This is a genomic window from Butyrivibrio sp. MC2021 (assembly GCF_000621605.1).
GTDB lineage: Bacteria > Bacillota > Clostridia > Lachnospirales > Lachnospiraceae > Butyrivibrio.
On record NZ_JHXX01000001.1, the window covers coordinates 90,606 to 116,433 of the forward strand.

The following is a 25,828-nucleotide window of genomic DNA, read 5'->3' on the forward strand; positions in this document are numbered from 1 at the left end:
TAGGAGATCATATAGATGGATGGATTTGTAAGAGTTCCTGTTCGTGAGCAGGATGCCAAAGTGCGTGCTACCAACTTCAAGGAAGTATGCCTTGGCTATAACAAAGAAGAAGCTGAAAACGAAGCTACAAGATGTCTCAACTGCAAGAATCCCAAGTGCGTTCAGGGATGCCCTGTATCAATCGATATTCCTGCATTCATTCAGCAGGTAAAAGAGGGTGATGTTGCAGGAGCATATCAGACAATCAGTAAGTCCAGCGCACTTCCTGCTGTTTGCGGACGTGTATGTCCTCAGGAGAGCCAGTGCGAAGGCAAGTGCGTAAGAGGAATCAAGGGCGATGCCGTTTCAATCGGTAAGCTTGAGAGATATGTTGCAGATACTGCAAGAGAAATGGGAATTGTTCCTGAGGGAGCAAAGGAGAAGAAGAACAAGAAGGTTGCCATTATCGGTTCAGGCCCTTCAGGTCTTACCGCTGCAGGAGACCTTGCAAAGATGGGATATGATGTTACTATCTTTGAGGCTCTTCATGAGGCAGGCGGAGTACTTGTTTATGGTATTCCTGAGTTCCGTCTTCCTAAGGATGCAGTTGTTAAGAAGGAAATCGAGAACGTTAAGAAGCTCGGCGTTAAGCTTGAGACAGACGTTGTTATCGGTAAGAGTGTTACAATCGATGAACTTATGGAGAAGGAAGGTTTTGAGGCTGTATTCGTAGGCTCAGGTGCCGGACTTCCCAGATTCATGAATATCCCCGGCGAGCAGGCTATGGGTGTATTCTCAGCAAATGAGTTCCTTACAAGAAGCAATCTTATGAAGGCCTTTGATGAGAATTCAAGAACTCCTATCATGAGACCCAAGAAGTGCGTAGTTGTAGGCGGCGGTAACGTAGCTATGGATGCTGCAAGAACAGCACTTCGTCTCGGAGCAGAGGTTCATGTAGTATACAGAAGAGGCGAGGAAGAGCTTCCTGCACGTAAGGAAGAAGTAGGACATGCTAAGGAAGAGGGAATCATTTTCGACCTTCTTACAAACCCTGTTGAGATCCATGAGGATGAGAACGGATGGGTTAAGAGCATTACCTGCATCAGAATGGAGCTTGGTGAGCCTGATGAGTCAGGTAGAAGAAGCCCTGTAGAGGTTCCCGGATCTGAGTTTGAGATTGAGTGTGATGCAGTAATCATGTCCCTTGGAACATCACCTAATCCTCTTATCTCCAGCACAACAGCAGGACTTGAGGTTAACAGAAGAAAGTGCATCGTTGCAGATGAAGCTACAGGCCAGACCTCCAAGAAGGGTGTCTTCGCCGGCGGTGATGCTGTAACAGGCGCTGCTACTGTTATCCTTGCTATGGGAGCAGGTAAGGCTGCTGCCAAGGGAATTGACGAATACCTTTCAAATAAGTAATTTGATTTATACATGAACAAAGAGCACATTATCTGTGGAAAACCTATGGATAATGTGCTTTTTTTAATTCCTCAGGCCTCATCTATGATATAATGATGAAGATTGACCAGGAGGAATTATGGAAAAAGAAGAACAGATAAAAGTTGCTATTACAGCGGGCATTGTAGCCCTTATTTTACTTATTTTGATTTTGTTTTTGGCCTTATCCGGAGGGAAAAAGGGCGGTGATGATAAGAAGCTTGCGGATAATATTGCAGAGTACGCTTCATTGGAACTGACCAATGCCCAGAGCTCAGCAGATATTTCATCGAGCGGTGATGCTTCGGGTGAGGCTTCAAGTACTGATGCCGGTGCATCTGCATCCACAGATAAGGCTTCCGAGGGAAAATCCTCTGTGGCATATTCGGAATATCTCCAGACAGCAAAGGGAGATGTTTCAGGCAATAGCTTCTATGCCACAACAGGTCCTCTTCTTAAGGATGTTTACAAGGTTGTTACCTTTGACCTGGAATCCCAACTCAAGGAGATGGCCACATATTGGTCAGAGGGAAATACCGAAGCAGTAAGGGATCTGGCTCATCTTGAGCGATTTGAGGCCATGAGCTATAGTCTTAAGGGAAAAACGGATTTTTACTATTACGGAGATTTAGATGCGAAGGGACTTCCAAGCGGCAAGGGCCTTGCAGTCTATGCGGATGATCAGTATTATTACGGCGACTGGTCAGAGGGCGTAAGAAGCGGCGAGGGATCATGGTTTGCTTTTTATCCTCTTTACAGCACCTATGTGGTTACAGAGCATATGTACGCCGGTTCCTGGGCCAATGATAAGCCAAACGGCCAGGGCCAGGAGCATTATGATTACAATCCCGAATATATGAATAATGATGACGTGTATCTGCAGAATGCCATCGGAGGCTTTAAGGACGGGTTGTTTGACGGTGATATGTACATTATCAACGTGGATAAGAACGGCGAATGTGACGAATGGCTGGGCAAATGCGCTTCCGGAAGTTTTCTTCGAATTGACGGAGTTGATAACGATAAAAAGGGCAATGTTCCTGTGTTGAAGATGCGTCTTAATGAAAAAACTGTCTTTTACATGTCAGAGAAAAAGAATAAAAACCTTGGAGTTAACGGTATCATAACCGGCGGAACAATCAGAAGATGAATATTACAATAATCACTGTTGGAAAAATCAAAGAAAAATACTGGAATGATGCAATCTCTGAATACTCCAAGAGGCTTTCCAGGTATTGCAAGCTCAATATCATTGAGGTGGCAGACGAGAAGACTCCGGATAATGCTCCGGCTGCCATTGAGGAGCAGATCAAGAAAAAAGAGGCAGAGAGGATCCTTAAGAATGTGGATGATCATGCCTTTGTCTGTGCCCTTGCTATTGATGGCAAGAAGTATTCCTCTGAGGGCCTATCTGATTTTATCAACAATAAGGCTATCAGTGGCGTGAGTCATATTCAGTTTATTATCGGCGGGTCTCTGGGGCTCCATGACAGCGTTCTTTCCAGGGCTGATGGCAAGATCAGCTTTTCGGATATGACTTTCCCTCATCAGATGATGAGAGTAATACTCCTGGAGCAGATCTACAGAGCTTATAAGATTATAAGTGGTGAACCATACCACAAGTAATAAAAAGTTTTACGGGGAAAAAGATTATATGAGTGAAATTACAGAGCGTAGACTTTCCTTATCCGCAGAGGATGAGAGAAATATTTTTGGGGAAAACGATAATTATATTCGAAAGATCGAAAAGAGCCTTCATGTGGAGATCATTGACAGAAACGGTGAGCTTCGCATTATCGGAGACAAGGAAGGTGCCAATAAGGCATCGGGAATTCTCAGAGAGCTGGTACAGCTTTCAAGACGCGGCTCCAGTATTGAGGAGCAGAGCGTTGATTATGCCATTTCATTGAAGGAAGATGATTCCAAGGAAGATCCTTCATACAAGAACAATGACAATATTCTGGTTGATATCGACAGAGATGTTATCTGTCATACTATCTCAGGAAAACCCATTAAGCCCAAGACCCTTGGACAGAAAAAGTATATTGATGCCATCAGAAATAAGATGATAGTTTTCGGCCTGGGCCCTGCGGGTACCGGTAAGACCTATCTTGCCATGGCTATGGCAATCACTGCTTTTCAGAGAGAAGAGGTCAGCAGGATCATTCTTACAAGACCAGCCATAGAAGCCGGAGAGAAGCTGGGCTTTTTGCCCGGAGACCTTCAGAGCAAGGTAGACCCATACCTTAGGCCTCTCTATGATGCCCTTTATCAAATCATGGGAACCGAGAACTTTATTAAGAACATGGAGAAGGGACTTATCGAGGTTGCACCCCTTGCATATATGAGAGGACGAACCCTTGATAATGCCTTTATCATCCTGGATGAGGCTCAGAATACCACTCCGGCCCAGATGAAGATGTTCCTTACCAGAATCGGTTTTGGTTCCAAGGTTATCATTACCGGTGACGCTACCCAGAAGGATCTGTCCCCTGATGTGAAGTCAGGACTTGATATAGCTCAGAGTGTACTTAAGAATATCGATGATATCGGATTCTGCACACTGACCAGTAATGATGTTGTGAGACATCCTCTGGTTCAGAAGATTGTTAAGGCCTATGAGGACTATGAAAAAAAGGCCGCCAATAAGCAAAAGACTAAGAATATCAAGAAACTGGAGCGTCATTAAGCTATGGATGGGGAGAAAAATCAGAGCATTTTAGATAAAAAGTATAAGTGGATCTATGGGGGAATGTTCTTTTTAACAGGGATACTGGTACTGATCGTATCAGCTATTCATGGAAGAAGCTATGAGATAATCCTGAGAAATACTGTCAGTGCCTTTATCATCGGCGGAACAGTGGTGTTTATGCTGGTGGATGCCATTTCAAGAGGTAAGGAGGCGTTGTCCTACGACAATTATAATTACAAGCTTCCTTTTGTTATCTGTTATCTGGCGGCCCTTATATTATCAGTGGCCTTTTCCTTTGTGCCGAATCTGTTTTGGCCCTATATGGCAATTTTCGTTATGCTTGCTCTTTTTTCTAATTCGGAAATCGGACTTATCAGCGGCACAGGGCTTCTGCTTATCTCTGTAATGCTGGAGGAGAGCGGAAGCTATGGCGAGGTTTTCATGTATTTGCTGGCAGGTGCGGTGGCAATTGCCATGTTCAGAGATCTGAAGGAGACCACGGCAATAGGGGCTCCCATGTCCATTTCACTGATGATGCAGGCTGTATTACTTATTGCCTACAATGTACTTTTTCAGAACAGAACCCTTTCCTTTAATCTTTTGGCGATTCCGGTTCTGAATCTGATGTTAAATGTAATCATCTTATTGATCTTTCTTAATATGTTTGGTGTCTATGTCATCAGAAAGACCAACGACAGATATATGGATATCAACGATCCTGAGTTTCCGCTTCTTGTAAGTCTCAAGGAAAAGGACAAGGACGAGTACTACAGAGCAATTCACACAGCATATCTTTCCGAGAGAGTTGCTCATGAGCTGGGGCTTAATTCCAGAGCGGTTAAGACCTGCGCATATTATCACAGGATTGGAATTCTTGAGGATAAGACCAAGTGGAAAGATGTGGAGCATTTATACACTGAAAATAATTTCCCTCTGGAGGCTGTTGAATACCTGCACGAGTATATCCAGCCTGAAAAAGGAAAGCCCAGGTCCAAGGAAGCTCTAACGGTGCAGCTTTGTGAGACAGTAATTGCCTCCATAATGCTTCTGATAAAAAAGAACAAAAATGCTACAATAAATTATGAGGACCTTATAGAGGGAATCTTTAAAAAGAAAACCGATGCCGGTGAACTTAAGGACTATGACGTTACCTTCAGGGAATACGAAACAATTCGCAGGATCCTGAAGAGGGAGAAACTTTATTATGATTTTTTACGTTGAAAATGAGGTAGAAGCCAAGTTTGATTTTGACATAGAAGAGGTAGCCAAGACTGTGGCTGCCAAGGTTCTGGAGGAAGAAGGCTGTGATCATGAGGTTGAAATAAGCCTTATCATCACAGATGACGAGGGCATAAGAGTCATGAACAATGAGTTCAGAGAAATCGACAAGCCCACAGATGTCCTTTCTTTTCCCAATGTCAGCTATGAAGAAGCAGGGGACTTCTCGGTCATAGACGGGGAGCAGCAGGTGGATCTGCTGAATCCTGACACGGGCAATATCATGTTTGGGGATATTGTAGTTAATGAGAACAGGGTGAGATCCCAGGCCCAGGAGTATGGACATAGCGAAAAAAGAGAATTTGCCTTCCTTATTGCTCACAGCATGCTTCATTTGTGCGGCTATGATCACATGGAACCGGATGAAGCGGCTGTCATGGAAGACAAGCAGGAGAATGTATTAAATCTTTTGGGGATTACAAGAGACTAACGAATATAGATTTTGGGAGAGTAGTGTATGAAAAGCTACACTGAGGAAAAACGCATCAGACCTGATATTCTGACATCTGTAGTACTTGGGGCAGTTATCATAATGATGATCTATAAAATAACCGGAAACAGGATCTATGGTGATCTTGGATCCGGCTTTACTGCTGCACCTTTTGCACTTTTTTATATGTTCTATGCGGGAATCGTTCTGGCTGTACAAAAGGCAGTATGGCTGATGGTCCGTATCAGAGCAAGAAGAAGCCAGTATTTAAACGCTGAGGCCAATATGAAAAGGTCCTTCAGGCTGTTTCTTTTTGTCAGTGTGGTTATAGGTATACTGTTGGCTTCCTTTAGTTTTATCCTTGCCAAGAATCTTTTTGTATCAGGAAGAGGATATCTTCAGTTTGTCATTGTTGCTGTAAGTGTGCTTCTGCTGGGAGCACAGGGTGTCTGCAGAGGTTATCTGCAGGGGCTTGGCTATACGAAGCCCATAGTCATAGCCGATATGCTATTTGCTGTGACTTCCATTATCACCGGTACTGTTGCTTCGCTTTTTATGTATTCCTACGGACTTAAGGTCAATGAGCTTTTCCATGTAAAGGAATACAGCGCTATTTATGGAGCTTACGGTTCAATGATTGGACTGCTTGTCGCATCAGTGGTTTGTCTTGTTCAGATCCTTATCAGCTATTCCATGAGAAAGATAGAAATAGCAGAGATAATTAAAAACGGGGCGCCCAGATATCTTGATAATAAAAATGATGTTTTTTCAAGCATAAGGATCATACTGTATCTGTATGTGACCCCCGCCATGATGAGCCTTGCGGGTGAGATAATCTTTATGACCATTCATAAGAAGGATGTAACAGGTACGGAGCTTCTTTTGGAATACGGAACCTTATCAGGCAAGATTTATCCTCTGATCATCATCCTTGCATTATTGTGCTGTCTGCCCTTTATAAAGACCTGGAACAGGGTAATGGCCCGCATTGAGAGAGATGAATACGAGGTTGCCAGGGACCGCCTTAAAAAACTGATAAGATATTCGTCTGTAATGTTTGTTCCTTTTTCTGTTCTTGTATTGACACTTTCCGGGACCATAAACGTGGCGGTATTCGGCAAATCAACAAGTACAACGGATTCGCTTCTTACTCTGGCCTCTCCGCTGGTTTTACTTATCTGCATTGCTGTATTTGGGTCATGGCTGATGAACCATATGGGAAAATCACTGCTCTTGGTGATCAACCTTTCGATTTGCTGGGCAGTATATATCATTGGATGCATCGTGTTTATGATGGTATTCAAGCTGGGCTTATACGGAATTTTGCTGGCAGATATTGTGACTTTTTCGATTTATGATATTATTAGTTTCTCGATGATTTTTAAGATGTTGAAGTACAGACAGGAATTTTTGAGAACTTTTCTTATTCCTCTGGCAGCATCGGCAGGCGCAGGGCTTGTGGTTTATGTGATAAACATGATATTTGTTAACCTTATAGGAGATGCACTTACTCTTATTATCTGCATTCTGGTATTCTGGATTATCTATATGCTGATTATCATTGTGCTTAAGCGCATCAAGACCTATGAGCTGAGGTATATCCCCCTTGGAAATATCTTTTCCGGAATATCCCGGAGGCTTCAGAGGGATGAATTTGAGGAATAAAATTGGGTAAAAAGATAATTGTAGTGGGCGGAGGCGCCGCCGGAATGTGCGCAGCTATCTATGCTGCCAGAAACGGTGCTGAAGTAACCATATTGGAAAAAAATGACAGACTGGGTAAAAAGCTTTCCATGACCGGAAACGGCAGGTGCAATCTTACCAATCTGGATATGAAAGAGGAATATTACAACCTTTCTGCCAGAGGCAGGATGAAGGAATGGCTGGGGATTTACGGTGTTGAAGATGTTATCAGCTTCATGAAGTCCCTGGGAGTTGTGGTAAGAAGTGAGGACGGATATATTTATCCTGCTTCCGGACAGGCCCAGACAGTTGTAAATGCTCTTACCAATGAATTGGACAGACTGGGAGTAAAGGTCATATACAATCAGCAGTTTAAGGCGGTCAACTCTTCCGAGGATGAGAGAGGACGTCTTTTGATCAAAACCTCTACAGATGAGTGTTTTGCTGACGACTGCATTATATGCTCAGGCTCTTTATCCGGAGCCAAGAGCACTTTATCCACCGGAGACGGCTATTATATCTGTTCCAAGCTTGGTATGACAATCAAAAATACTTATCCTGCGCTGGTGGGCTTTAAGGTGGATCCTGAGGAGGTTATGCCCCAGGGCGGAGTCAGATGTATGGCAGAGATAGCCTTTAGCCTTGGAAATGAGATCATAACATCGGAGTACGGCGAGCTTCAGTTCACCAAGGATGGAATCTCAGGTATTCCTGTAATGCAGGCCAGCAGAGAGATTGTGAAATTCATTGAGGAAAAGAAGCCTGTTTTTGCAATTATCAACTTCTTTCCGGATTATGATGAAGTGGATTTCACAGCCCTCAAGAATGATATGCTGAGACTTAAGGATGAAAGAACTCTGTCTGAATTCTTAAACGGCTTTGCCAACAGCAATATCAATGACATGATTCTCAGCAAAATGAAGCTAAGTCCATCCATGAGGATGAAGAATATTTCTGTCAGCATGGCAACCTGTATTCTTGACAATTACAGGAACTACAAGCTGAAGCTTTCAGAGAGCTATGGATATCAGGCATCTCAGGTAACAACAGGAGGTGTCAGCCTCGGAGATATCGGAAGCGATATGTCCTATAAGAAAATGCCCGGAGTTTATCTGGCAGGTGAGCTTCTTGATGTGGACGGAAGATGCGGCGGTTACAATCTTCAGTGGGCCTGGACCAGTGGCAGTATTGCCGGTACAGCTGCTTCAATTTAAGGATAAGTAATGATCAGAATAAATCAGATTAAAGTTTTTCATGATATAAATGCAGAAATAAGCCATGATGAGCTTAGCAGAGTTCTTAAAAAGAAAGCTGCTAAGCTTTTGCGTGTCTCTGAGAATGAAATAAAGGATTTCGAGATAATAAGACATTCCATCGATGCCAGAAAAAAGCCTGAGATCTACGATATTTTCATGGTGGATCTAAAGCTCAAGGGCGGCAATGAAGAGCAGGTTGTAAAGAAATCCAGAGATAAAAATGCTTCTGTGATCGCTGAGAAGAGATATGACTTCTGGAAGCTTGCTCTTGGAAATCAGAGTACAACCGGATTAAAGGAAAAGGCAGAAAACTCAGGGAAAAGAATCGTGGTAATAGGAGCAGGTCCCGCTGGACTATTCTGTGCCTATGAGCTTGCAAGAAACGGTTTTAAGCCTCTTTTACTTGAAAGAGGAGCCTCTGTTGAGAAGAGAATGGAACTTGTAAATAAGTTCTGGGAGACCGGAGTTCTTGATACAAGGACCAACGTCCAGTTCGGAGAAGGCGGAGCAGGCACATTTTCTGACGGAAAGCTCAATACCATGGTGAAGGATAAGGACGGAAGAGGAAGATATGCTCTTTCTGTCTTTACTGAAAACGGTGCGAATAAAAATATTATGTACGAGGCCAAGCCTCATATCGGGACAGATATTCTCTGTGATGTGGTTAAAAATATGAGAAATCGCATCACAAAGCTGGGAGGAGAGGTTAGATTTGAGACTCAGGTGACAGATATAGTCCTTGAAAAGGGCAGAGTCACTGCAGTTAAGGCAGGAGATGAACTTATTCCCGCCGATGCTGTTGTACTTGCCATCGGACACAGCGCCAGAGATACCTTCTATATGCTGAAGGACAGAGCTGTTGATATGCAGCCCAAGCCCTTTGCTGTGGGATACAGAGTTGAGCACAGGCAGAAGCTCATCAATCTTTCCCAGTACGGAGTTGAGAACCCCGGAAGCCTGGGAGCAGCTCCCTACAAGCTGGTTGCCAATGCATCTGACGGCAGAGGTGTATACTCATTTTGTATGTGCCCCGGAGGGTATGTTGTCAATGCCTCATCAGAAGAAGGCCGCCTTGCTGTTAACGGAATGAGTTATAATAAACGTGATGGTTTAAATGCCAATTCAGCCATTATCATAACAGTGGATCCCAAGGACTTTGGCTCCGAGGATGTACTTTCGGGAGTGGAGTTCCAGAGGAAACTGGAGGAAAAAGCCTATCAGCTTGGAAAAGGCAAGATTCCTGTGGAATACTATGTTGATTTCAGGGAAGCTGTGACAGGAGAAAAGGCAGCTTCCTCAGAAAGAAAAGCTGACAGAAGCTCCTATAACCTTCCTCAGATGAGGGGAGATTATGTATTTGCGAAGGTTCATGAGATCCTTCCGCAGGAGCTTAATCAGGCTTTTGTTGAAGGAATGGCTAAATTCGGGCATACTATAAAGGGCTATGACAATGATGATGCACTTATTTCAGGAGTTGAGAGCAGAACTTCTTCTCCTGTAAGAATAAACAGAGATGAAAACGGTGAATCCATTAATGTAAAGGGGCTGTACCCCTGCGGCGAAGGCGCCGGCTACGCGGGAGGAATAATGTCTGCTGCCATGGACGGAATTAAGACTGCTGAGCTTATTGCGCGAAACATGTTGAGCTGACAAAGTTGAGGGATTATGAACAAAGCAGAAATACGAAATAATATACTAGGGAGGAGAGACGCCCAGGCATCCTTCGAAATAGCAGAAAAGAGCAGGATCATTTTTGACAAACTGACTGGTCTTGAGGACTATAAGGAGGCAGAAAACCTTCTTGTCTATGCATCCATGAGATCTGAAGTCAGGACTGATGAGATCATTCTTGATGCTCTTGCTGACGGCAAAAAGGTCTTTTGTCCGAAGGTTACGGATAAAAACAACGGAAAGATGTCTTTTGTCCGCATTTTTGCCCTTGAGGATCTGAAAGAGGGTTACTATGGTATCAGAGAGCCTGAGCTGAATGATTTATCCGAGACATATTTCAGCGAAGCCGATAGGAATTCAATGAATGGGAATACACTGGCAATAGTGCCGGGAGTGGCCTTTGACAAAAATAAAAACAGAATCGGCTATAACGGTGGTTTCTACGACAGGTTTCTCTCATCCCACAAGAATGTAAAGAGTGTTGGGTTATGCTACCGTCTTCAGGTGGTGGATGATAATCTGCCGGTTGAGTCACATGATATGCCCTTAGACCGTATCATTACTGATTAAAAAAGGCTAAAACATTCTAAAATATAAAAGCAGGTGATTTCTCACCTGCTTTTTATGTGCTATTATTTCATCATAAAAAGATTGTTTTATTGATAATAGGAAAGGAATCTCCCTATGGATATAAACGATTATGTTGCTGAGGAAATAGCGAAGTATCAAGGAATTGCTTTCCCTGTAAAATCAAGCCTTATCAGAAGGTTTTTTTGGGACCAAACTGAAATGGCAGAAGATGCATCCAAATATAAAGATATCCGGCGGTTCAAATGATTTCATAGATAGAGAAATAGAATCAGCTAATGCTTCCTGGTCTGATGAAGTCATGAAAATTGTAAAGGAATTAGATGAAGAAGGGTGACATGTAAAAAATTAGGAATTTTCAAAAATTACAAAAACAATTTTGAATTCTTCATTTTTTTGTATCCTTCCTTTCCCTATAATGAGTACTGTACTCAATATTACAGTTTCCGATTTATTCGGAGACAGCATAAAGGGAAGGGAAGGGTATTTTTATGAAAAAGAAAATTATAAGTGCTCTCGCATGCATGACAGTAGCAGCTACATCACTTGTTGGCTGCACAGGTTCTTCAGCTCCTGCTGATACACCGGCTCCTGCAGAGGCGCAGACAGAGACTCCTGCTGCTGAGACCAAGACAGAGGAGACTAAGACTGAGACAACAACTTCAGGCGATAAGGTAACTCTTAGCATCTACACACAGTATGCAGATGATGATACAAAGGTTCCTTACGATTACGCTGTTGAGCAGCTTAAAGAGGCTTATCCAAATGTTGAGCTTAACCTTATTGTTCAGGCTCAGGATGATGGACAGACACTTAAGACTCTTGCAGCAACAGGTCAGCTTCCTGATATTTACCAAGCTAGTACAGATCTTATAAACACATTCCGTGAATCAAATCAGATCATGGTTCTTAATGATGTTGCACAGTCAACAGGATTCCTTGATAAGCTCTATGACGCAAATAAGGATCTTGCTTATGCAGAGGATGGCAATATCTATGCATTCCCATTCTCAGGTCAGGAATATGTACTTTGGTACTACAACAAGGCTCTCTTTGAGGAGAACGGACTTGAAGTTCCAAAGACTTATGACGATCTTTTAAACTGTATCGAAGTATTCAAGGGTAAGGGAATTACTCCTCTTGCACTTTTTGGACAGGAAGGCTGGAACACAGCTGCAGCATTTGACGTAATCGCTACAAGATATGCTACAGGCGGAATCAAGGCTCTTGATGAGGGCAGCGCTTCTGTAACAGATGAAGGATACGTTGAGGCAGCTAAGATGATGGAGAAGCTCGTTGCAGCCGGACTTTATCAGGATGATGCTACAACAACCAACTATGATCAGGCTTCTGAGAAGTTCCTTTCAGGTGAAGCAGCAATGTTCATCAACGGTCAGTGGTACATCGAGGATGCTACAAAGGCTCTTGGCGACAATGTTGACTGGATGTTCTATCCTGCAGCTGATGAGACTTCATACGAAGCTGGTAAGGCAGCATTCTCAGGCGGTGGATCAGCTTCAGGTTTTGCTGTAAATCCTGATTCAGAGAACGCAGCTCTCGCAGCAGAAGTAGCAGAGTTCATCACAGAGAAGTACTGCGAAGCTAAGGTTATGTACAGACACAATCCTCTTGTTGCACTTGATACAGGAAAAGAGCCTGACTCTGAGTATCCTGCAATGATGAAGAAGCTTTCAGACACACTTCCAACCATCACATCAACAACAAAGTTCACATGGGGACTTACCAATTCAACATTCAACGATGCAATCCAGTCTGAGTCACAGGGACTTGTTTCAGGACAGTTCACAGCAGATGAGTTTGTAGAGAATGTTGCTGATGCACAGTAATTTGTCTATATAGTTTAGTCATCGATGGAGTGGCCGGAAGCTTCCTGCCACTCCATTACCTTGAAAGATAAAAAATAATCGTTACGTTTCCACCACTAAATAGGAGAACACCATGAAAAAATACATGGGAAACAAGCTGGCAATCTTTCTTTTTATTGTGCCGGCCCTTGCAATTTTCATAGCATTTGACTTTGTTCCGATCATACAGGTATTTGCATACAGCTTCACTGATTGGAACGGACTTACGATTCCGAATTTTACAGGACTTGAGAATTACATAGAACTGTTTTCAGATAGAGTATTCTTTACATCCAACAGAAACCAGTTGATATTCGCAATAATCATCACTGTTTATCAGATGTTTTTTGCTACAGTATTTGCCATCACAATATCCGATAAAAAGATGAAGGGAAGAAAGTTTCTTAGAGTAGCGTATTTTATCCCGGTTATTCTTTCAGTAACTGTAGTTTGTCAGTTATGGGCAGCAATACTTAGCGGAGATGGACTTCTTAATAAGCTGGTTCAGCTTTTCAACAGTGATTTCAAGCAGAACTGGCTTGGTGACAGATATAAAGCCATATATGTAATTGCCTTTGTTAACGCATGGCAGTGGATGGGATATCAGTTCGCACTTATTGTGGCAGGTATCAAATCAATTCCTTCAGATTATTATGAAGCAGCACGTATTGATGGCTGTTCCAATGTTAAAGCACATACGAAGATAACAATTCCGCTTCTTGCAGAGACCTATAAGTTTTGCCTTATCATTTCACTTACAGGTGGTATCAAAGCATTTACTGAGATGAATATCCTCACAGGTGGCGGTCCCAATAAATCAACATTTACACTGACTTATATGATGTATAATGCAGCCTTTAAGAAATCCGACTATGGTTATGGTCTTGCTGCAGCATCGATCATGGTATTGGAATGTATGCTTGTTATGCTGGTGATCAATTTTATTTTCAGAGACAAGGACCAGCGCAAGGAAGAAGAGAAATCAAGGAGGAAGCGCGGTGCATAAAGAAGGTAATAAATCAATATCCCATTATGTCTTTGTGGTTTTCTGCTGGATATATGCAGCATTCTCGCTTTATCCATTGGTTTGGATGCTGTTTTATTCCTTTAAGACCAATCAGGAAATCTTTGTGACCAATCCCTTTGGTTTCCCCTGGCCGCTTCATTATGAAAACTATATTACAGCCTGGACCAAGTATGATGTTCCGCTTTATTTCCTGAACAGCTTGCTTGTTTCCGTTGGAACTGTTGCAATCACCATATTCTGTGCACTTTTGTTTTCCTATGCAACCAGCAGAATGGTGTGGAAAGGAAGAACCTTCACAAGACTGTTCCTTGGTCTTGGAATGTTTATTCCTGTTCAGGCTATCATGATTCCTGTTGTTAAGGTGGTACAGAATTTTCATCTGATGGGAACAAGATGGTCCCTGATTTTTCCTTATATTGCCATCAACCTGGCATTTTCCTGTATGGTATATTATGGCTTCTTTAAGGGAATACCCATGGAGCTTGAGGAAGCAGCCTGCATGGACGGAGCTACAATATATCAAACATTCTTCATGATAATTGAGCCCCTTGTAAGACCGGCTACAGTAACTCTTATTATTTACATATTCCTCAATGCATGGAATGAGTTCATTCTTGCAAACGTTGTTGTGGGCAGCATACCACAGCTTAAAACACTTCCTCTGGGAGTACTTTTCTTCCAGGGTGAATTTACCACCGACTGGGGCGGCATGGGCGCTACAATGGTAATTGCGTCATTCCCTGCAATCATCGTATATTCAATTTTCTCAGAGCAGGTTGAGAGTGCAATGACAATAGGTGGAGCAGTAAAAGGTTAAATTATTCTTAAATATGGAGCAGGTGTGCGCTACACCTGCTTTTTTATGATAATATTGCATCATAAAAGGGACGTTATTGCATAAATTAGACAAGGAGGTCTATTATGAATAATATTGTCGATCATGTTGCTGAGGAAATTAAAAAGTATAACGGAATTGCTTTCCCGGTAAAGTCCAGCCTTCTCAGAAGAGTTTTTGTGAAAAAACAAAAAAAGGCAAAATCTTCATCCAAACCCTGATGATGAGTTTTCAGATCCCAAAATCGGTCCAAGTCAGCGTATTATACGTGAATATGAGGAAAAATTCAGAAGAAACCAGATAAACCAAGGGCTGAGAAGAGAAGATCAGATCGAACCCATCATTGTTGAAAGAATGCATCCGGATGGCTATATGATCATCAACGGCCATCACAGATGGGCAGCCTGTGCCATGATGGATATGAAATGTAATGTAAGCATTGTCAATCTGACACAGAAAAATGATATCATTAACCTGATAGAAAACAGTACCCATGATAAAAGGGTTTCACTGGATCTTGATGAAGTGGTATTTTGCCCAAGTAAAGAAGGTTATGAGAAATCACTTGGCTTTCCTCATTCCATGTTTTTTAAGCAGAATATCAGAACGGGAATTCCTGCTCTTTTTCACTACTTAAAGATACATGGCTATGATATTTGGGTATATTCTTCAAATTATTATTCCTATGACACTATAAGCAGGCTGCTGAGGCTCTATCATGCCGATGTGGACGGTGTTGTTACGGGAACCAAGATGCTTAACAAGCGTGAAGGCAGTAGTAATATCAGAAAGGCAGTTGCAGAGAAGTATAAATTCACATTGAACATCAATGACAGCTCAGTTATAAAAATATACAGTAATTCAGATGATTTCGAGGAAAGAGAAATGAATTTGGAGGAATCAACCTGGGCAAAGGAAGTCATGGAAATAGTGAAGGAACTGGATGAAAACGAGTGATTCTGAACTGAAAATGAGGGTCTCCTTTGACCTTGATGAGGTTTTATTTGTAAGCCCCATGACCCATAAAACCGAGCCAAAGTTACATTTTCCTTTTGACAGGATATATAAGGAGAGACTGCGCCTTGGGGCTCCCGATCTTATTAGATCCTTGCAAAAGATGGGATATGAGGTATGGATCTATACATCCTCTTTCAGATCAGAAAGCTACATAACGAATCTGTTCAAGCACTATAAGGTAAAACTTGACGGTATAGTGAATGGAAATCGCCACCTCAGGGAGGTGCAGAAGGACAAAAAGGAAATCCTTCCCCAGAAAATACCCAGCAGATACAGAATTTCACTTCATGTGGACGATGAAGAGGTTATCTGTTCCTGGGGAAGGGAATACGGATTTAATACTTTTTTGCTGGAAGCCGATGACGATGAATGGAAGGACAAGATAATAGGCAGGGCGGAAGAAATTCGTAATGCCAGTAAGAAATATGAAAAGGCATAATGATCAAAACAAAAATATAGTAGATATGACTCTCCGGGATATGGAGGCATATAAGTCCGACAGAATCAGCAGCAGTAAAGAAAGAGCAAGGAACATATCCATAAAATATAAAATTGCATTCATGACTGTTTTAGTGGCGCTTATCCCAATGACGGTACTGACGGTTATGATGCTGTTTTTTTATAACAGAGCAATCATGGAACGCGGAAACAAGCACATCGAGGAAAATATCAGGATCATGGCTGACAGGATAACCTCTGTGCTTAATAATGGTGAGCTCTGTTCAAACAATCTTACTATAGAATTCAGCTCTTATTACAATGATAAGTCAATGAAGCAGGTAACCAGAGACTCAAAGGTCGCATCTTTGATGTCCCAGTCCCTGCTTATTTATCATGGCATTTCATCTATTGTTTTTATTGATACAGAGGGCCGTTTTTACAGTACTGACCCAAAGCTTCTGGACATACAGGACGAAATAGTGAACTCCGACTATGTTCAGGAATTAAAAGAGGCCAGTGGAAAGACCTATCTGCTTGATCCCACCAAGAACCTAATGAACAGGAATGACAAGGAAATAATCACCATGGGAAAGCATGGAATTAATGTTCTTACGGGCTCAACCTTTGGCTATCTTTTTATAAATATGAATAAAGATTACCTGATAGAATCTTCAGAAAGTGATATAAGCTATTATTTTTTGTATGACCCAAACGGCTTTTGCATATCGACTTCTGATGTTAAGGATCAGATATACGGCGATGAAAAACTGATAAATTCTTTGTTTTCCGAGGAACGTACCAGAATAAGGTATAAAAAAGAAAACTATCTAATTGCAAGAGGTGATATAGAACGATACCATTGGACAATTGTGGGAGTTACAAATCTAAACAGATTTAATGTGACCGGAAAAGACCTGCAGTTTATCCTTTTTACGACCTTCGGAGTTACTGCGGTTCTTCTTTTGTTGTCCATGACAGTATCTGTAAATATGATCACGAAACCGCTAAAAATGCTTCATGACGGCGCCCAACAGATAGCGGAAGGTGATATGAGCTTCAGATTCCGTTTCAAATACAAGGATGAGATAGGCAGGCTTGGAAGAATTTTTAATTATATGACTCAGAAGAATCTTGAGCTCATAAAGCAGGTGAATGACGAGGCCAAGAAAAAGAGAGAGTACGAGCTGGCTCTTATTCAGGAACAGGTAAAGCCGCATTTTTTGTATAATACTCTGGACATCATTATAATGCTTATTGAGATGAACAGGTCCAAAGAGGCGGCCAGGGTAACTCAGAAGCTTGCAAATTATTATAAGAATTCACTTTCCGGAAGCGAGGATATAGTCACAATAGAAAGGGAATCCCAGATCATCAGAGATTATCTTGATCTACAGACCATGCGCTATGGTGATAAATTTAACTATGACATTGATATAGATGAAAGCATCGATGACTGTCAGATTCCTAAGATGACGCTGCAGCCTCTGGTGGAAAATGCAATATATCACGGCATAAAAAACAAAGCGGAATGGGGTAAAATTCTTGTCTCGGGACATAAGCTTAGCTTAAACGGCAATGATATTTGCGAGCTTATAGTTCAGGATGACGGCGTTGGCATGGACGAAGAAGAGCTGACCAAGCTAAATGAGATCCTTACAGAGGATGTAAAGCATACAGAATCTGAAGATTTGGATGAAAAAGAAGCGGAGATATCCAATCATGACAGAACCAAAGGCGGCAGTCATTTTGGTCTGTACAGTGTGTCCCATAGGATAAAGCTGTATTTTGGAAATGAATACGGAGCAAGGATAGAGAGCAAAAAAGGTGAAGGTACCAAGGTTGTTATAACCCTTCCATACAAAAAATAAAAACCGGAGATTTTTTAACATGATAAAAATATTGATTGTAGATGATATGCCGATCTTTCTTGAATATTTAAGAGGCTGTATAGACTGGAAGTCTTATGGTTTTGAGATATGCTGTGAAGCCCGTGACGGAAAAGAGGCACTTCAGAAAATAGAAGAATTCTATCCGGACGTAGTGCTTACCGATATTACAATGCCCTATATAAACGGCCTTGAACTTGCGGAGCGCATTACCAAGGATTATCCTGATATTTCCGTGATACTGATCACCGGTAACAATGAGTTTGAATATGCTCGTAAGGCTGTAAAAATCGGGGTTTGCGACTATATTGTAAAGCCCTTTGAAAAAGAAGAGCTTATCCTTAGTCTTCTTAAGCTCCAGGACAATATAGGCAAGGCTGTAGAAAATACTGATGTATCCCCAAGAAGAAAGAATCGTGATGAGAGGCTGAGAGCTCTTATCTATGCAGGAACAGGAAGCAATAAAGATACGGAGATTGAAGCACTTTCTTTTTTCTATGATGCGGCAGATAAAGAAAGGGCGCAGCTTGAAATTGAGAACAAAGGACTGCTTGTAGCTCTCTTTAAGTTTGATATCACAGATGCCGGAAACGGTGCGGATTCTGTTGAGAGCCTTATGAACTGGGAGCGTCTTATCGCAAAAATGCTTGAGGATAAACTGGAAATAACAGGTAAGTTCAGGGTTTTTCATGACTATGAGAACAATATTGTTGTGATCATGAGGTTTGATGATGATAAGGAGCTGGAAAGCTTCAAGGGATATGAGTTTACGGATATAATACAGATCGTTAAGAGCCAGCTTGAAATTGACAGCGCCATAGCGCTTACCAAAGCGGCCAATATCTCATCTGTGAAGGGAGCCTATGAGAAGGCGCTAAACTTTTTAGCAGGTAAGGGATATGGCAGATTTTTTGATATAAGGAACAATCAGGAAAATGTGTCCTATACTTCTTTGGATGCCATTTTCAGACTTAACAGGGATATAGAAAGCCTTCAGGCAGATGATGCGGAGGCTGTTATAAATGAGCTATGGAGCAAGATAAAAGAGAAGAATAATGCGGGTAATACGGATGCTGCTCCGGGATTTACTGAAATGAACCTTCTTAGCAGCGCAGTCAGCATCCTTATGACGAATATCATAAGCTCAGGTTTTTCCGTGGATAAAATCTTTGGAGAGGATTTTGTACCGGAGAAATTCTTTGCTATGGCTGAAACAAGTGAGAAAATGCGTGAAAACGTTATCTTTCTCTACAAAAAGAGGATTGAGTTTGAAAAGGGAAAAAAGGACAGCAGAGAGCACGATATTGCCCAAGCTGCCAAAGAATATATAGAGGCCAACTATACCAACAGTGAACTTTCGATTTCCGATATTTCCGAAGCTCTTTGCGTAAACCAGACCTATCTTAGAAAAATGTTTAAAAGCGAGATGAATATGACTCTCACTGAGTATATTACACAGCTTCGTATGCAGGAGGCCAAGAGACTTATAACAACCACAGAGGAAAAACTTTCTTCCGTTGCTGAACAGGTGGGTTACAGTGATGTGAGCTATTTTTCCAATGTTTTCAAGAAATACTACGGCACCTCTCCGAGAAGCATGAAAGGGTAAATTTGAGCTTTGATGTTATTTTGTACAATTAAAGCCTGATAATTTGCGGCTATGACTAATGAAAAACAGGCTTCATAGATATAACCTTTAAGTATAAAAAGTATTAAGGGGGGGATATCTATGAAGCCTGAATTTTTATGTCTTTTCAAACCAAGTAAAATTAACGACAGAAATTATTATACTTTCAGCAGTTTTCGAAAACGTTATAAGTGGTACTATCCCATATTGACCGCTTCTCTTGCTCTTGTTTTTTTTATTGTTTTCCTTATCATGATTGTTTTATTGTCCGGTGGAATTTCATTACTAACTACTGGAAATTTCTTTGCTGCCCTTGATACACCTTCAGGATATGAAGGTATGGATTTTTATACTCCTGAAGGTGTGATACTTTCATTTGGTGGCATTGCCGTAATTTATCCTGCAATATTATTGGCGGCTTTGGTAACAAGGGAAAGGCCTCTTCACACTTTTATATCTTCAAGGGGAGGGTGGAACTGGCATATATTCTTCGTTGGATTGTTTGCAGCATTCCTGGCCAATGGCCTTCCTCAGATAATCCTGTGGGCAGTACAAGGCGGACTAAAGGATCTTACCTTTGGTTATACTTTTTGGGGCTTTATTTGCTTCCTGATCTTACTTCCGTTCCAATGTCTTGCTGAAGAGTACATGTTCAGGGCCTTTCTGGGACAGACCCTTGGAGCATGGTTAAAAATTCCTGCTTTGGCCATAATATTGCAGTCAATAGTCTTCACCTTACTGCATGGTTATGATATACGAGGGCAAATTACAATCTTTAACTGCGGTATTATATTCGGATTGATCGCCTGGTATACAGAGGGAATAGAAGTGGCTGTTGCTGCGCATCTGATCAACAACTTCTTTTCTTTTATGATCTGCGGGCTTGAAGGCTCAGTTGCTTCAAGTGAGGTCAGTGTTGCAGAGATGATATTCGGCATGGCTCTTGACATAGCACTTCTTGTAATTGTCATTTTTATCAATAAAAAAACAGACTGGTTCAAAGTCAAAAAACCCGAATCCGTCGAACCAAACGAAGCAGCCGGTGTTGAATATGGGGATTTTGTTAGGTATAATCAAATATAAGTGCGTTTTTGGTTTAGTTTCAAGGAGGAGCGGTATGGAATTATTAGAGATCTGCCAGAGAGCGAAAGCTTCAAAGTATAAGATTCAGAACCTGTCAACCGATCAGAAGAACAAAGCGCTTCTGGTTGTAGCTGATAAGCTTGTTGAGAATGCAGCTGATATTATTGCAGCCAACCAAAAAGACTATGAGCGCGGTGAAAAGAACGGTATGCATCAGGGAATGCTGGACCGCCTTAAACTTGATGAAAAACGTATTCAGGCCATGGCTGAGGGACTTAAGCAGGTTGCGGACCTGGAGGATCCCATCGGCACAGAGATAGAACATTTCGACAGACCCAACGGTCTTCATATAAAGAAGGTGAGAGTGCCTCTTGGAGTTATTGGTATCATCTATGAATCAAGGCCCAATGTTACGGCGGACGCCTTCAGTCTTACTTTTAAATCCGGTAATTCAGTTATATTAAAAGGCGGAAGTGATGCCATCGACAGCAATATCGCCATTACAAAAGTTATAAGAGATGCGCTTTCAGAGGAGGGCATTGATCCCGATGCTGTTCAGCTCATTGAGGATACAGACAGAAGCGTTACAACCAAGTTCATGCAGATGAATGACTACGTTGACGTTCTGATTCCAAGAGGCAGCGCTAGGCTTATCAAGGCGGTGGTTGAGAATTCAACTATTCCTGTGATCGAGACAGGAACCGGTAATTGCCACATCTATGTGGACAAGGATGCTGATTTTGAGAAGGCTATTCCCATCATAATCAATGCCAAGACCCAGAGAATCGGTGTCTGCAATGCCGCAGAGTCCCTTGTGGTTCATGAGGCGGTGAAGGATGCCTTTTTACCTCTTTTTGCAAAAGCAATGAAGGAACATAATGTTGAGGTCAGAGCTGACAAGGACAGCAAGGCTATCCTTACAGATGCTGTGGATGCCACAGAAGAGGACTTCGGAAAAGAGTATCTTGACTACATTATTTCCGTTAAGACAGTAAAAGATGTTGATGAAGCCATTGAGCACATCAACAAATATAATACAGGTCATTCTGAGTCTATCATCACTGAGAATCAGGAGACTGCTGACAAGTTCCTTAGCAGAGTGGATGCTGCCTGCGTTTATCACAATGTATCCACAAGATTTACAGATGGTTTCGAATTCGGTTTCGGGGCAGAGATCGGTATCAGCACACAGAAGCTCCATGCCAGAGGCCCTATGGGACTTAAAGAACTTACATCTTACAAGTATCAGATTTTTGGGAATGGTCAGGTAAGATAATACTTTTGGGGATTTGGGAGGTTATTTATGGCATTGACCAAAGAGGAACTTCTTGGTGCCAAGGAGCACATAATAGAGGTTTCAAGAGAACTACATGATATTGGATTGTTGGTAAGGACCTGGGGAAACATCAGCTGCAGAATAGATGCAGACCATTTTCTGATAACACCCAGCGGAATCAGATACGAGGATCTTACTCCGGATATGATCGTTGCTGTCAATATCAATGATCTTACCTATGAGAGCAAATACAAGCCCTCCAGCGAGAAGGCTGTTCATGCCGCCTGCTACAAGGTGAGAAAGGATATTAGATTCATTGTCCACACCCATCAGGTGTATGCATCCTGCGCCGGAACTCTCGGACTTAAGAAGATAGTAACTTATTCCGAGGATCAGGATCTGGTGATTCCGGTGGCACCTTATGCGCTTCCGGGAACTGAGAAGCTGGCCATGAATGTTTATCACACAGTAAAAAAGTACAATGATTCCAATGGCATAATAATGGCTAATCACGGGACCATATGTATGGGCAAGAATTCCAGGGAGGCCATCTACGAGGCAGAAAGGCTTGAGGTTGCCTGCAACAATTTCCTTATAGATGTCTGCAAGACCGACATGCACCACGGTGTTGAGGTGGGCTTTAACTCCCACAAGGAAGAGGGCATGATCATCTATGATATAGCCGATACTCCCGAGAGAGTTAAACAGATTCATCAGGAAATCTACAGAAGAAGACCGGATGTTAAATACATTATTCATAATAAATCAGAGGCTGTAATGACTGTTTCAAGAAGAGCCAGTCACATGAGGCCGCTTCTTGACGATTTTGCCCAGCTCATAGGATACAGTGTGAAGATTCCCAGCAATGAGCATGGCAAGGACGGACAGAATTATCATAATATCAAGAAAAATGTCAATGCTGTATTTTCTCTTAATGACGGAGCTTATTGTGTGGGGCCCACTGAGGATGACGCCATGGCTGTGGCCATAGTGCTTGATAAGGGATGCATAGCTTATAACGCTGTAATGAGGCATGGTGAGGGGCATTATCTTTCACTTATGGAATGTTATAAGATGAACCGCCACTACAGAAAATCTTATTCCAAGCTGGCTGATATTAAATCATCCGGTAAATAATCAATTCATTTTTTATGAGGGAAAAATATGATCAAAAGACCTGTTTCTATTGGTAAGGGAGATACCATCGGAATAACAGCTCCATCCTTTGCGCCTTCAGTGGAACCCTACAGCCTTATGTACGGAGTTGCCCTTAAAAAGCTCAGGGAGAGGGGCTATAACATTGTTGAAGGCTATACCGTTCATACAGGAGACGGAATCGGCATCAGTACAGATCCAAAGGTTTGCGCAAAAGAACTTATGGAGTTTTACCTTCGGGATGATGTGGATGCCATTATTTCCGCAGGGGGCGGTGAGCTTATGAATGAAACCATAACCCACGTGGATTTCAAGGCTCTTAAGGCCGGCAAGCCCAAGTGGTTTCTTGGTTATTCGGACAACACCAACTTCATCTTTCCACTGGTGACAATTACAGGTGTCATGGGAATATACGGCCCCTGTGTGTGCCATTATGCAAAAGAGTGGGAGAAGCCTGAGGAAGATGTTTTTGCGCTCCTTGAGGGAACTTCCAAGAGCTTTACAGGATATGAGAGATTCTGCAGACCTGCTCCCAGGACCCAGGCTCCGGAAGATGAACAGCCTAGGGATGAAAAAAGTCTTGAGGAGATCTTCAGTATTCCCTACGCTTACGATGCCGACAAGGTGCTTGCATCTTACGAGTGTGCCGGAGGAAAAGCTGTAAAGGCTGACGCATCAAAGACTCTTGGCATGAGGGGCGTAGTCCTTGGCGGTTGTCTTGATGTCCTAGCCAATCTTGTGGGAACACGTTTTGACAATATGAAAAAGTTCAATCAGGAAAATCCTGATGCTATCTGGATGCTCGAAGCCTGTGATCTTACTCCCATGAGCATAAGAAGGTCAATATGGAATCTCAGGGAAGCCGGATGGTTTGATAATGCCAGAGGATTTCTTATCGGTAGGCCTCTGACTGCCTTTGAGAGCGAGATGATGGGAGTAGATCAATATAATGCTGTTACTTCTATGCTGGAGGGATTTGGTGTGCCGATTATCCTTGATGCGGATTTCGGACATCTTGATCCGCAGCTTCCTCTCGTTATGGGAGCTGATGCAAAAGTTACAGTATGCGGTAATGATTTGAGGGTAGAGTATTTAGATGATTAAAACAATGCAGAAAGTTCTCCTGGCATTTTCGGGGGCCCTGGTCATCGGAGTTGTAATAGGACTCCTTTTTCTGGGGAAAGACAGTGAGAACGTAGATATTGCAACAACTGAAGAAACAACAATTTTCGAAGAAGTTACGGCTCTTGAGGCTTTGGATGCCGGGGCCATAGACGGAGATACATTAAGAGCGGAGCACGGCGTGGTGACTGCTGCCGAAGATTCCTCGGAAGAGCATAAAGACGTGACCGTGAATATTTCCCTCAGATCCATTCAAAAGGATCTTAAGATCAAGTTTTCCGATAATGAGACCGGAAGACTTATTGATAAAGTACCATTTACGGTTTCTGTAAAAAGCGGGGACGGCACTTCTATCTATGATGATACCGACAGGGACGGAATGATATATCTGCCTGCGGTTCCGGCAGGTGATATAACGGTTTTCATGTCTGATATCACAGAGGGAAATGTCACCTATAAGGCAGCCAAGACCCAGACAATAACTGTGGCTGAGAAGATTGAGTATGCCAAGATCGATGTCTCTGATGAGATTAAGACCGAGGATCAGGTTAATGTAGCCGAAGAGGATACCAAGGTTCAGGATGAGGACCAGACCACAGGAGGAACTCCGGAAAAAGATGAGTCCTCTGAAGACTCAGAACAGGCATCTGAGCCACAGGAATCCTATGACGAAGATATTTCAGATGATGCGGAAGATCTTATTGCACAGATCGAGGATGAGACCGCTGCTGCGGAGATAAGCAGACAGGCAGCTTCAGGCACTATTGAAAGACCTACGGAGCCGGATCAGCCCAGTAGCGAAGAAGTTGCTGCAGCCCATGCGGGAACCAAAGGCATTGATGTCTCCAAACATAACGGAAATATTGATTGGGGAGCAGTTAAAGCATCGGGAATTGATTTTGCCATTATCAGATGTGGATACAGAGGCTCCAGCTCCGGAGCACTTATTGTGGATCCTATGTACACCGCCAATATTAATGGGGCCAAGAGTGCAGGCCTTAATGTTGGAGTTTATTTCTTTTCCCAGGCTGTCAATGAAGCGGAAGCTGTGGAAGAGGCTTCTATGGTTCTTGATCTCATAAGCCCATACAGTCTCCAGTATCCTGTTTATATCGATGTTGAAAAGAGTAACGGAAGAGGAGATGCCATCAGTGCTGATGAAAGAACAGCTGTGACAAGAGCTTTCCTTTCAACCATACAGAATGCCGGTTATTCTTGCGGAGTTTATTCCAATAAGATCTGGTTTGAGAACCGTATCAATACCGGAAGCCTTCTTGATTTTCACATCTGGCTTGCCCAGTATGTGGATATCCCGACCTATACAGCAACCCGTTACGATATGTGGCAGTATACCTCTAAGGGACAGGTTACCGGTATTGGCGGAAATGTTGATATGAATGTGATCAGGTAAACTTTTACTTATTTAAAGTTTTCCGGGGTTGTGATATTATTATGATAAATGCAAGATTATTCATAA

The 25,828-nt window shown here is 42.4% G+C and carries 24 protein-coding genes; all 24 read left to right on the forward strand.

What is annotated here, in order from left to right:
• Window positions 1–15 precede the first annotated feature (15 nt).
• The 24 genes from gltA (at window position 16) to T359_RS21190 (ending at window position 25,762) form a co-directional block, all read left to right on the forward strand.
• Window positions 16–1,401 carry an NADPH-dependent glutamate synthase gene (gene gltA / locus T359_RS0100320; protein WP_026515735.1) on the forward strand — a complete coding sequence of 462 codons (1,386 nt, stop codon included), beginning with the start codon at window positions 16–18 and terminating at the stop codon, window positions 1,399–1,401.
• 118 nt (window positions 1,402–1,519) lie between these two features.
• Window positions 1,520–2,569, forward strand: a complete 1,050-nt coding sequence (locus tag T359_RS0100325) for a hypothetical protein (protein ID WP_026515736.1) — start codon at window positions 1,520–1,522, stop codon at window positions 2,567–2,569.
• Complete coding sequence (gene rlmH / locus T359_RS0100330; protein WP_026515737.1) at window positions 2,566–3,045, forward strand: 23S rRNA (pseudouridine(1915)-N(3))-methyltransferase RlmH; 480 nt, start codon at window positions 2,566–2,568, stop codon at window positions 3,043–3,045. The genes T359_RS0100325 and rlmH overlap by 4 nt, the downstream gene beginning before the upstream one ends.
• A 28-nt stretch (window positions 3,046–3,073) precedes the next feature.
• A complete protein-coding gene (locus T359_RS0100335; protein WP_026515738.1) occupies window positions 3,074–4,108 on the forward strand; it encodes a PhoH family protein in 1,035 nt (344 codons plus the stop codon).
• A gap of 3 nt (window positions 4,109–4,111) precedes the next feature.
• The gene (locus T359_RS0100340) at window positions 4,112–5,332 is read left to right on the forward strand and encodes a hypothetical protein (RefSeq protein WP_026515739.1); all 1,221 of its coding nucleotides are present in this window, start codon (window positions 4,112–4,114) and stop codon (window positions 5,330–5,332) included.
• Window positions 5,316–5,819 (forward strand): rRNA maturation RNase YbeY, encoded by a 504-nt coding sequence (ybeY, locus tag T359_RS0100345; protein WP_026515740.1) that lies wholly within the window; start codon window positions 5,316–5,318, stop codon window positions 5,817–5,819. The genes T359_RS0100340 and ybeY overlap by 17 nt, the downstream gene beginning before the upstream one ends.
• Window positions 5,820–5,846: 27 nt before the next feature.
• Window positions 5,847–7,484 (forward strand): polysaccharide biosynthesis C-terminal domain-containing protein, encoded by a 1,638-nt coding sequence (locus tag T359_RS0100350; protein WP_026515741.1) that lies wholly within the window; start codon window positions 5,847–5,849, stop codon window positions 7,482–7,484.
• A gap of 2 nt (window positions 7,485–7,486) precedes the next feature.
• Window positions 7,487–8,716 carry an aminoacetone oxidase family FAD-binding enzyme gene (locus T359_RS0100355; protein ID WP_026515742.1) on the forward strand — a complete coding sequence of 410 codons (1,230 nt, stop codon included), beginning with the start codon at window positions 7,487–7,489 and terminating at the stop codon, window positions 8,714–8,716.
• 9 nt (window positions 8,717–8,725) lie between these two features.
• Entirely contained in the window at window positions 8,726–10,408 is a 1,683-nt protein-coding gene (locus tag T359_RS0100360; RefSeq protein ID WP_026515743.1) for an NAD(P)/FAD-dependent oxidoreductase, read from the forward strand.
• A 15-nt stretch (window positions 10,409–10,423) separates the two neighbouring features.
• Window positions 10,424–10,999: a 5-formyltetrahydrofolate cyclo-ligase gene (locus T359_RS0100365; RefSeq protein ID WP_035783414.1), complete on the forward strand. Its 576-nt coding sequence runs from the start codon at window positions 10,424–10,426 to the stop codon at window positions 10,997–10,999.
• A 114-nt stretch (window positions 11,000–11,113) separates the two neighbouring features.
• Window positions 11,114–11,266 (forward strand): hypothetical protein, encoded by a 153-nt coding sequence (locus T359_RS22335; protein WP_155839946.1) that lies wholly within the window; start codon window positions 11,114–11,116, stop codon window positions 11,264–11,266.
• 242 nt (window positions 11,267–11,508) lie between these two features.
• Complete coding sequence (locus T359_RS0100375; RefSeq protein WP_026515745.1) at window positions 11,509–12,864, forward strand: ABC transporter substrate-binding protein; 1,356 nt, start codon at window positions 11,509–11,511, stop codon at window positions 12,862–12,864.
• Between the two features lie 112 nt (window positions 12,865–12,976).
• Window positions 12,977–13,888 carry a carbohydrate ABC transporter permease gene (locus T359_RS0100380; RefSeq protein ID WP_026515746.1) on the forward strand — a complete coding sequence of 304 codons (912 nt, stop codon included), beginning with the start codon at window positions 12,977–12,979 and terminating at the stop codon, window positions 13,886–13,888.
• Complete coding sequence (locus T359_RS0100385; RefSeq protein WP_051544823.1) at window positions 13,881–14,726, forward strand: carbohydrate ABC transporter permease; 846 nt, start codon at window positions 13,881–13,883, stop codon at window positions 14,724–14,726. Before T359_RS0100380 ends, T359_RS0100385 begins: the two co-directional genes overlap by 8 nt.
• A gap of 104 nt (window positions 14,727–14,830) precedes the next feature.
• Complete coding sequence (locus T359_RS23170; RefSeq protein ID WP_256374467.1) at window positions 14,831–14,965, forward strand: hypothetical protein; 135 nt, start codon at window positions 14,831–14,833, stop codon at window positions 14,963–14,965.
• Between the two features lie 151 nt (window positions 14,966–15,116).
• On the forward strand, window positions 15,117–15,701 hold the full coding sequence (locus T359_RS0100395) for a hypothetical protein (protein ID WP_442856197.1): 585 nt from the start codon (window positions 15,117–15,119) through the stop codon (window positions 15,699–15,701).
• Window positions 15,688–16,200, forward strand: a complete 513-nt coding sequence (locus tag T359_RS0100400; protein ID WP_026515749.1) for a hypothetical protein — start codon at window positions 15,688–15,690, stop codon at window positions 16,198–16,200. Before T359_RS0100395 ends, T359_RS0100400 begins: the two co-directional genes overlap by 14 nt.
• A complete protein-coding gene (locus T359_RS21180; RefSeq protein WP_026515750.1) occupies window positions 16,172–18,070 on the forward strand; it encodes a cache domain-containing sensor histidine kinase in 1,899 nt (632 codons plus the stop codon). Before T359_RS0100400 ends, T359_RS21180 begins: the two co-directional genes overlap by 29 nt.
• 19 nt (window positions 18,071–18,089) lie before the next feature.
• Complete coding sequence (locus T359_RS0100410) at window positions 18,090–19,697, forward strand: response regulator transcription factor (protein WP_051544824.1); 1,608 nt, start codon at window positions 18,090–18,092, stop codon at window positions 19,695–19,697.
• Window positions 19,698–19,817: 120 nt separating this feature from the next.
• On the forward strand, window positions 19,818–20,798 hold the full coding sequence (locus tag T359_RS0100415; protein ID WP_026515752.1) for a CPBP family intramembrane glutamic endopeptidase: 981 nt from the start codon (window positions 19,818–19,820) through the stop codon (window positions 20,796–20,798).
• On the forward strand, window positions 20,767–22,074 hold the full coding sequence (locus T359_RS0100420; protein ID WP_081795278.1) for a glutamate-5-semialdehyde dehydrogenase: 1,308 nt from the start codon (window positions 20,767–20,769) through the stop codon (window positions 22,072–22,074). Before T359_RS0100415 ends, T359_RS0100420 begins: the two co-directional genes overlap by 32 nt.
• Before the next feature lie 27 nt (window positions 22,075–22,101).
• Window positions 22,102–23,211 carry a class II aldolase/adducin family protein gene (locus T359_RS21185; protein ID WP_051544825.1) on the forward strand — a complete coding sequence of 370 codons (1,110 nt, stop codon included), beginning with the start codon at window positions 22,102–22,104 and terminating at the stop codon, window positions 23,209–23,211.
• Between the two features lie 27 nt (window positions 23,212–23,238).
• Window positions 23,239–24,333 (forward strand): S66 family peptidase, encoded by a 1,095-nt coding sequence (locus T359_RS0100430; protein ID WP_051544826.1) that lies wholly within the window; start codon window positions 23,239–23,241, stop codon window positions 24,331–24,333.
• Window positions 24,326–25,762, forward strand: a complete 1,437-nt coding sequence (locus T359_RS21190; protein ID WP_051544827.1) for a glycoside hydrolase family 25 protein — start codon at window positions 24,326–24,328, stop codon at window positions 25,760–25,762. The genes T359_RS0100430 and T359_RS21190 overlap by 8 nt, the downstream gene beginning before the upstream one ends.
• The last annotated feature ends 66 nt before the right edge of the window (window positions 25,763–25,828 follow it).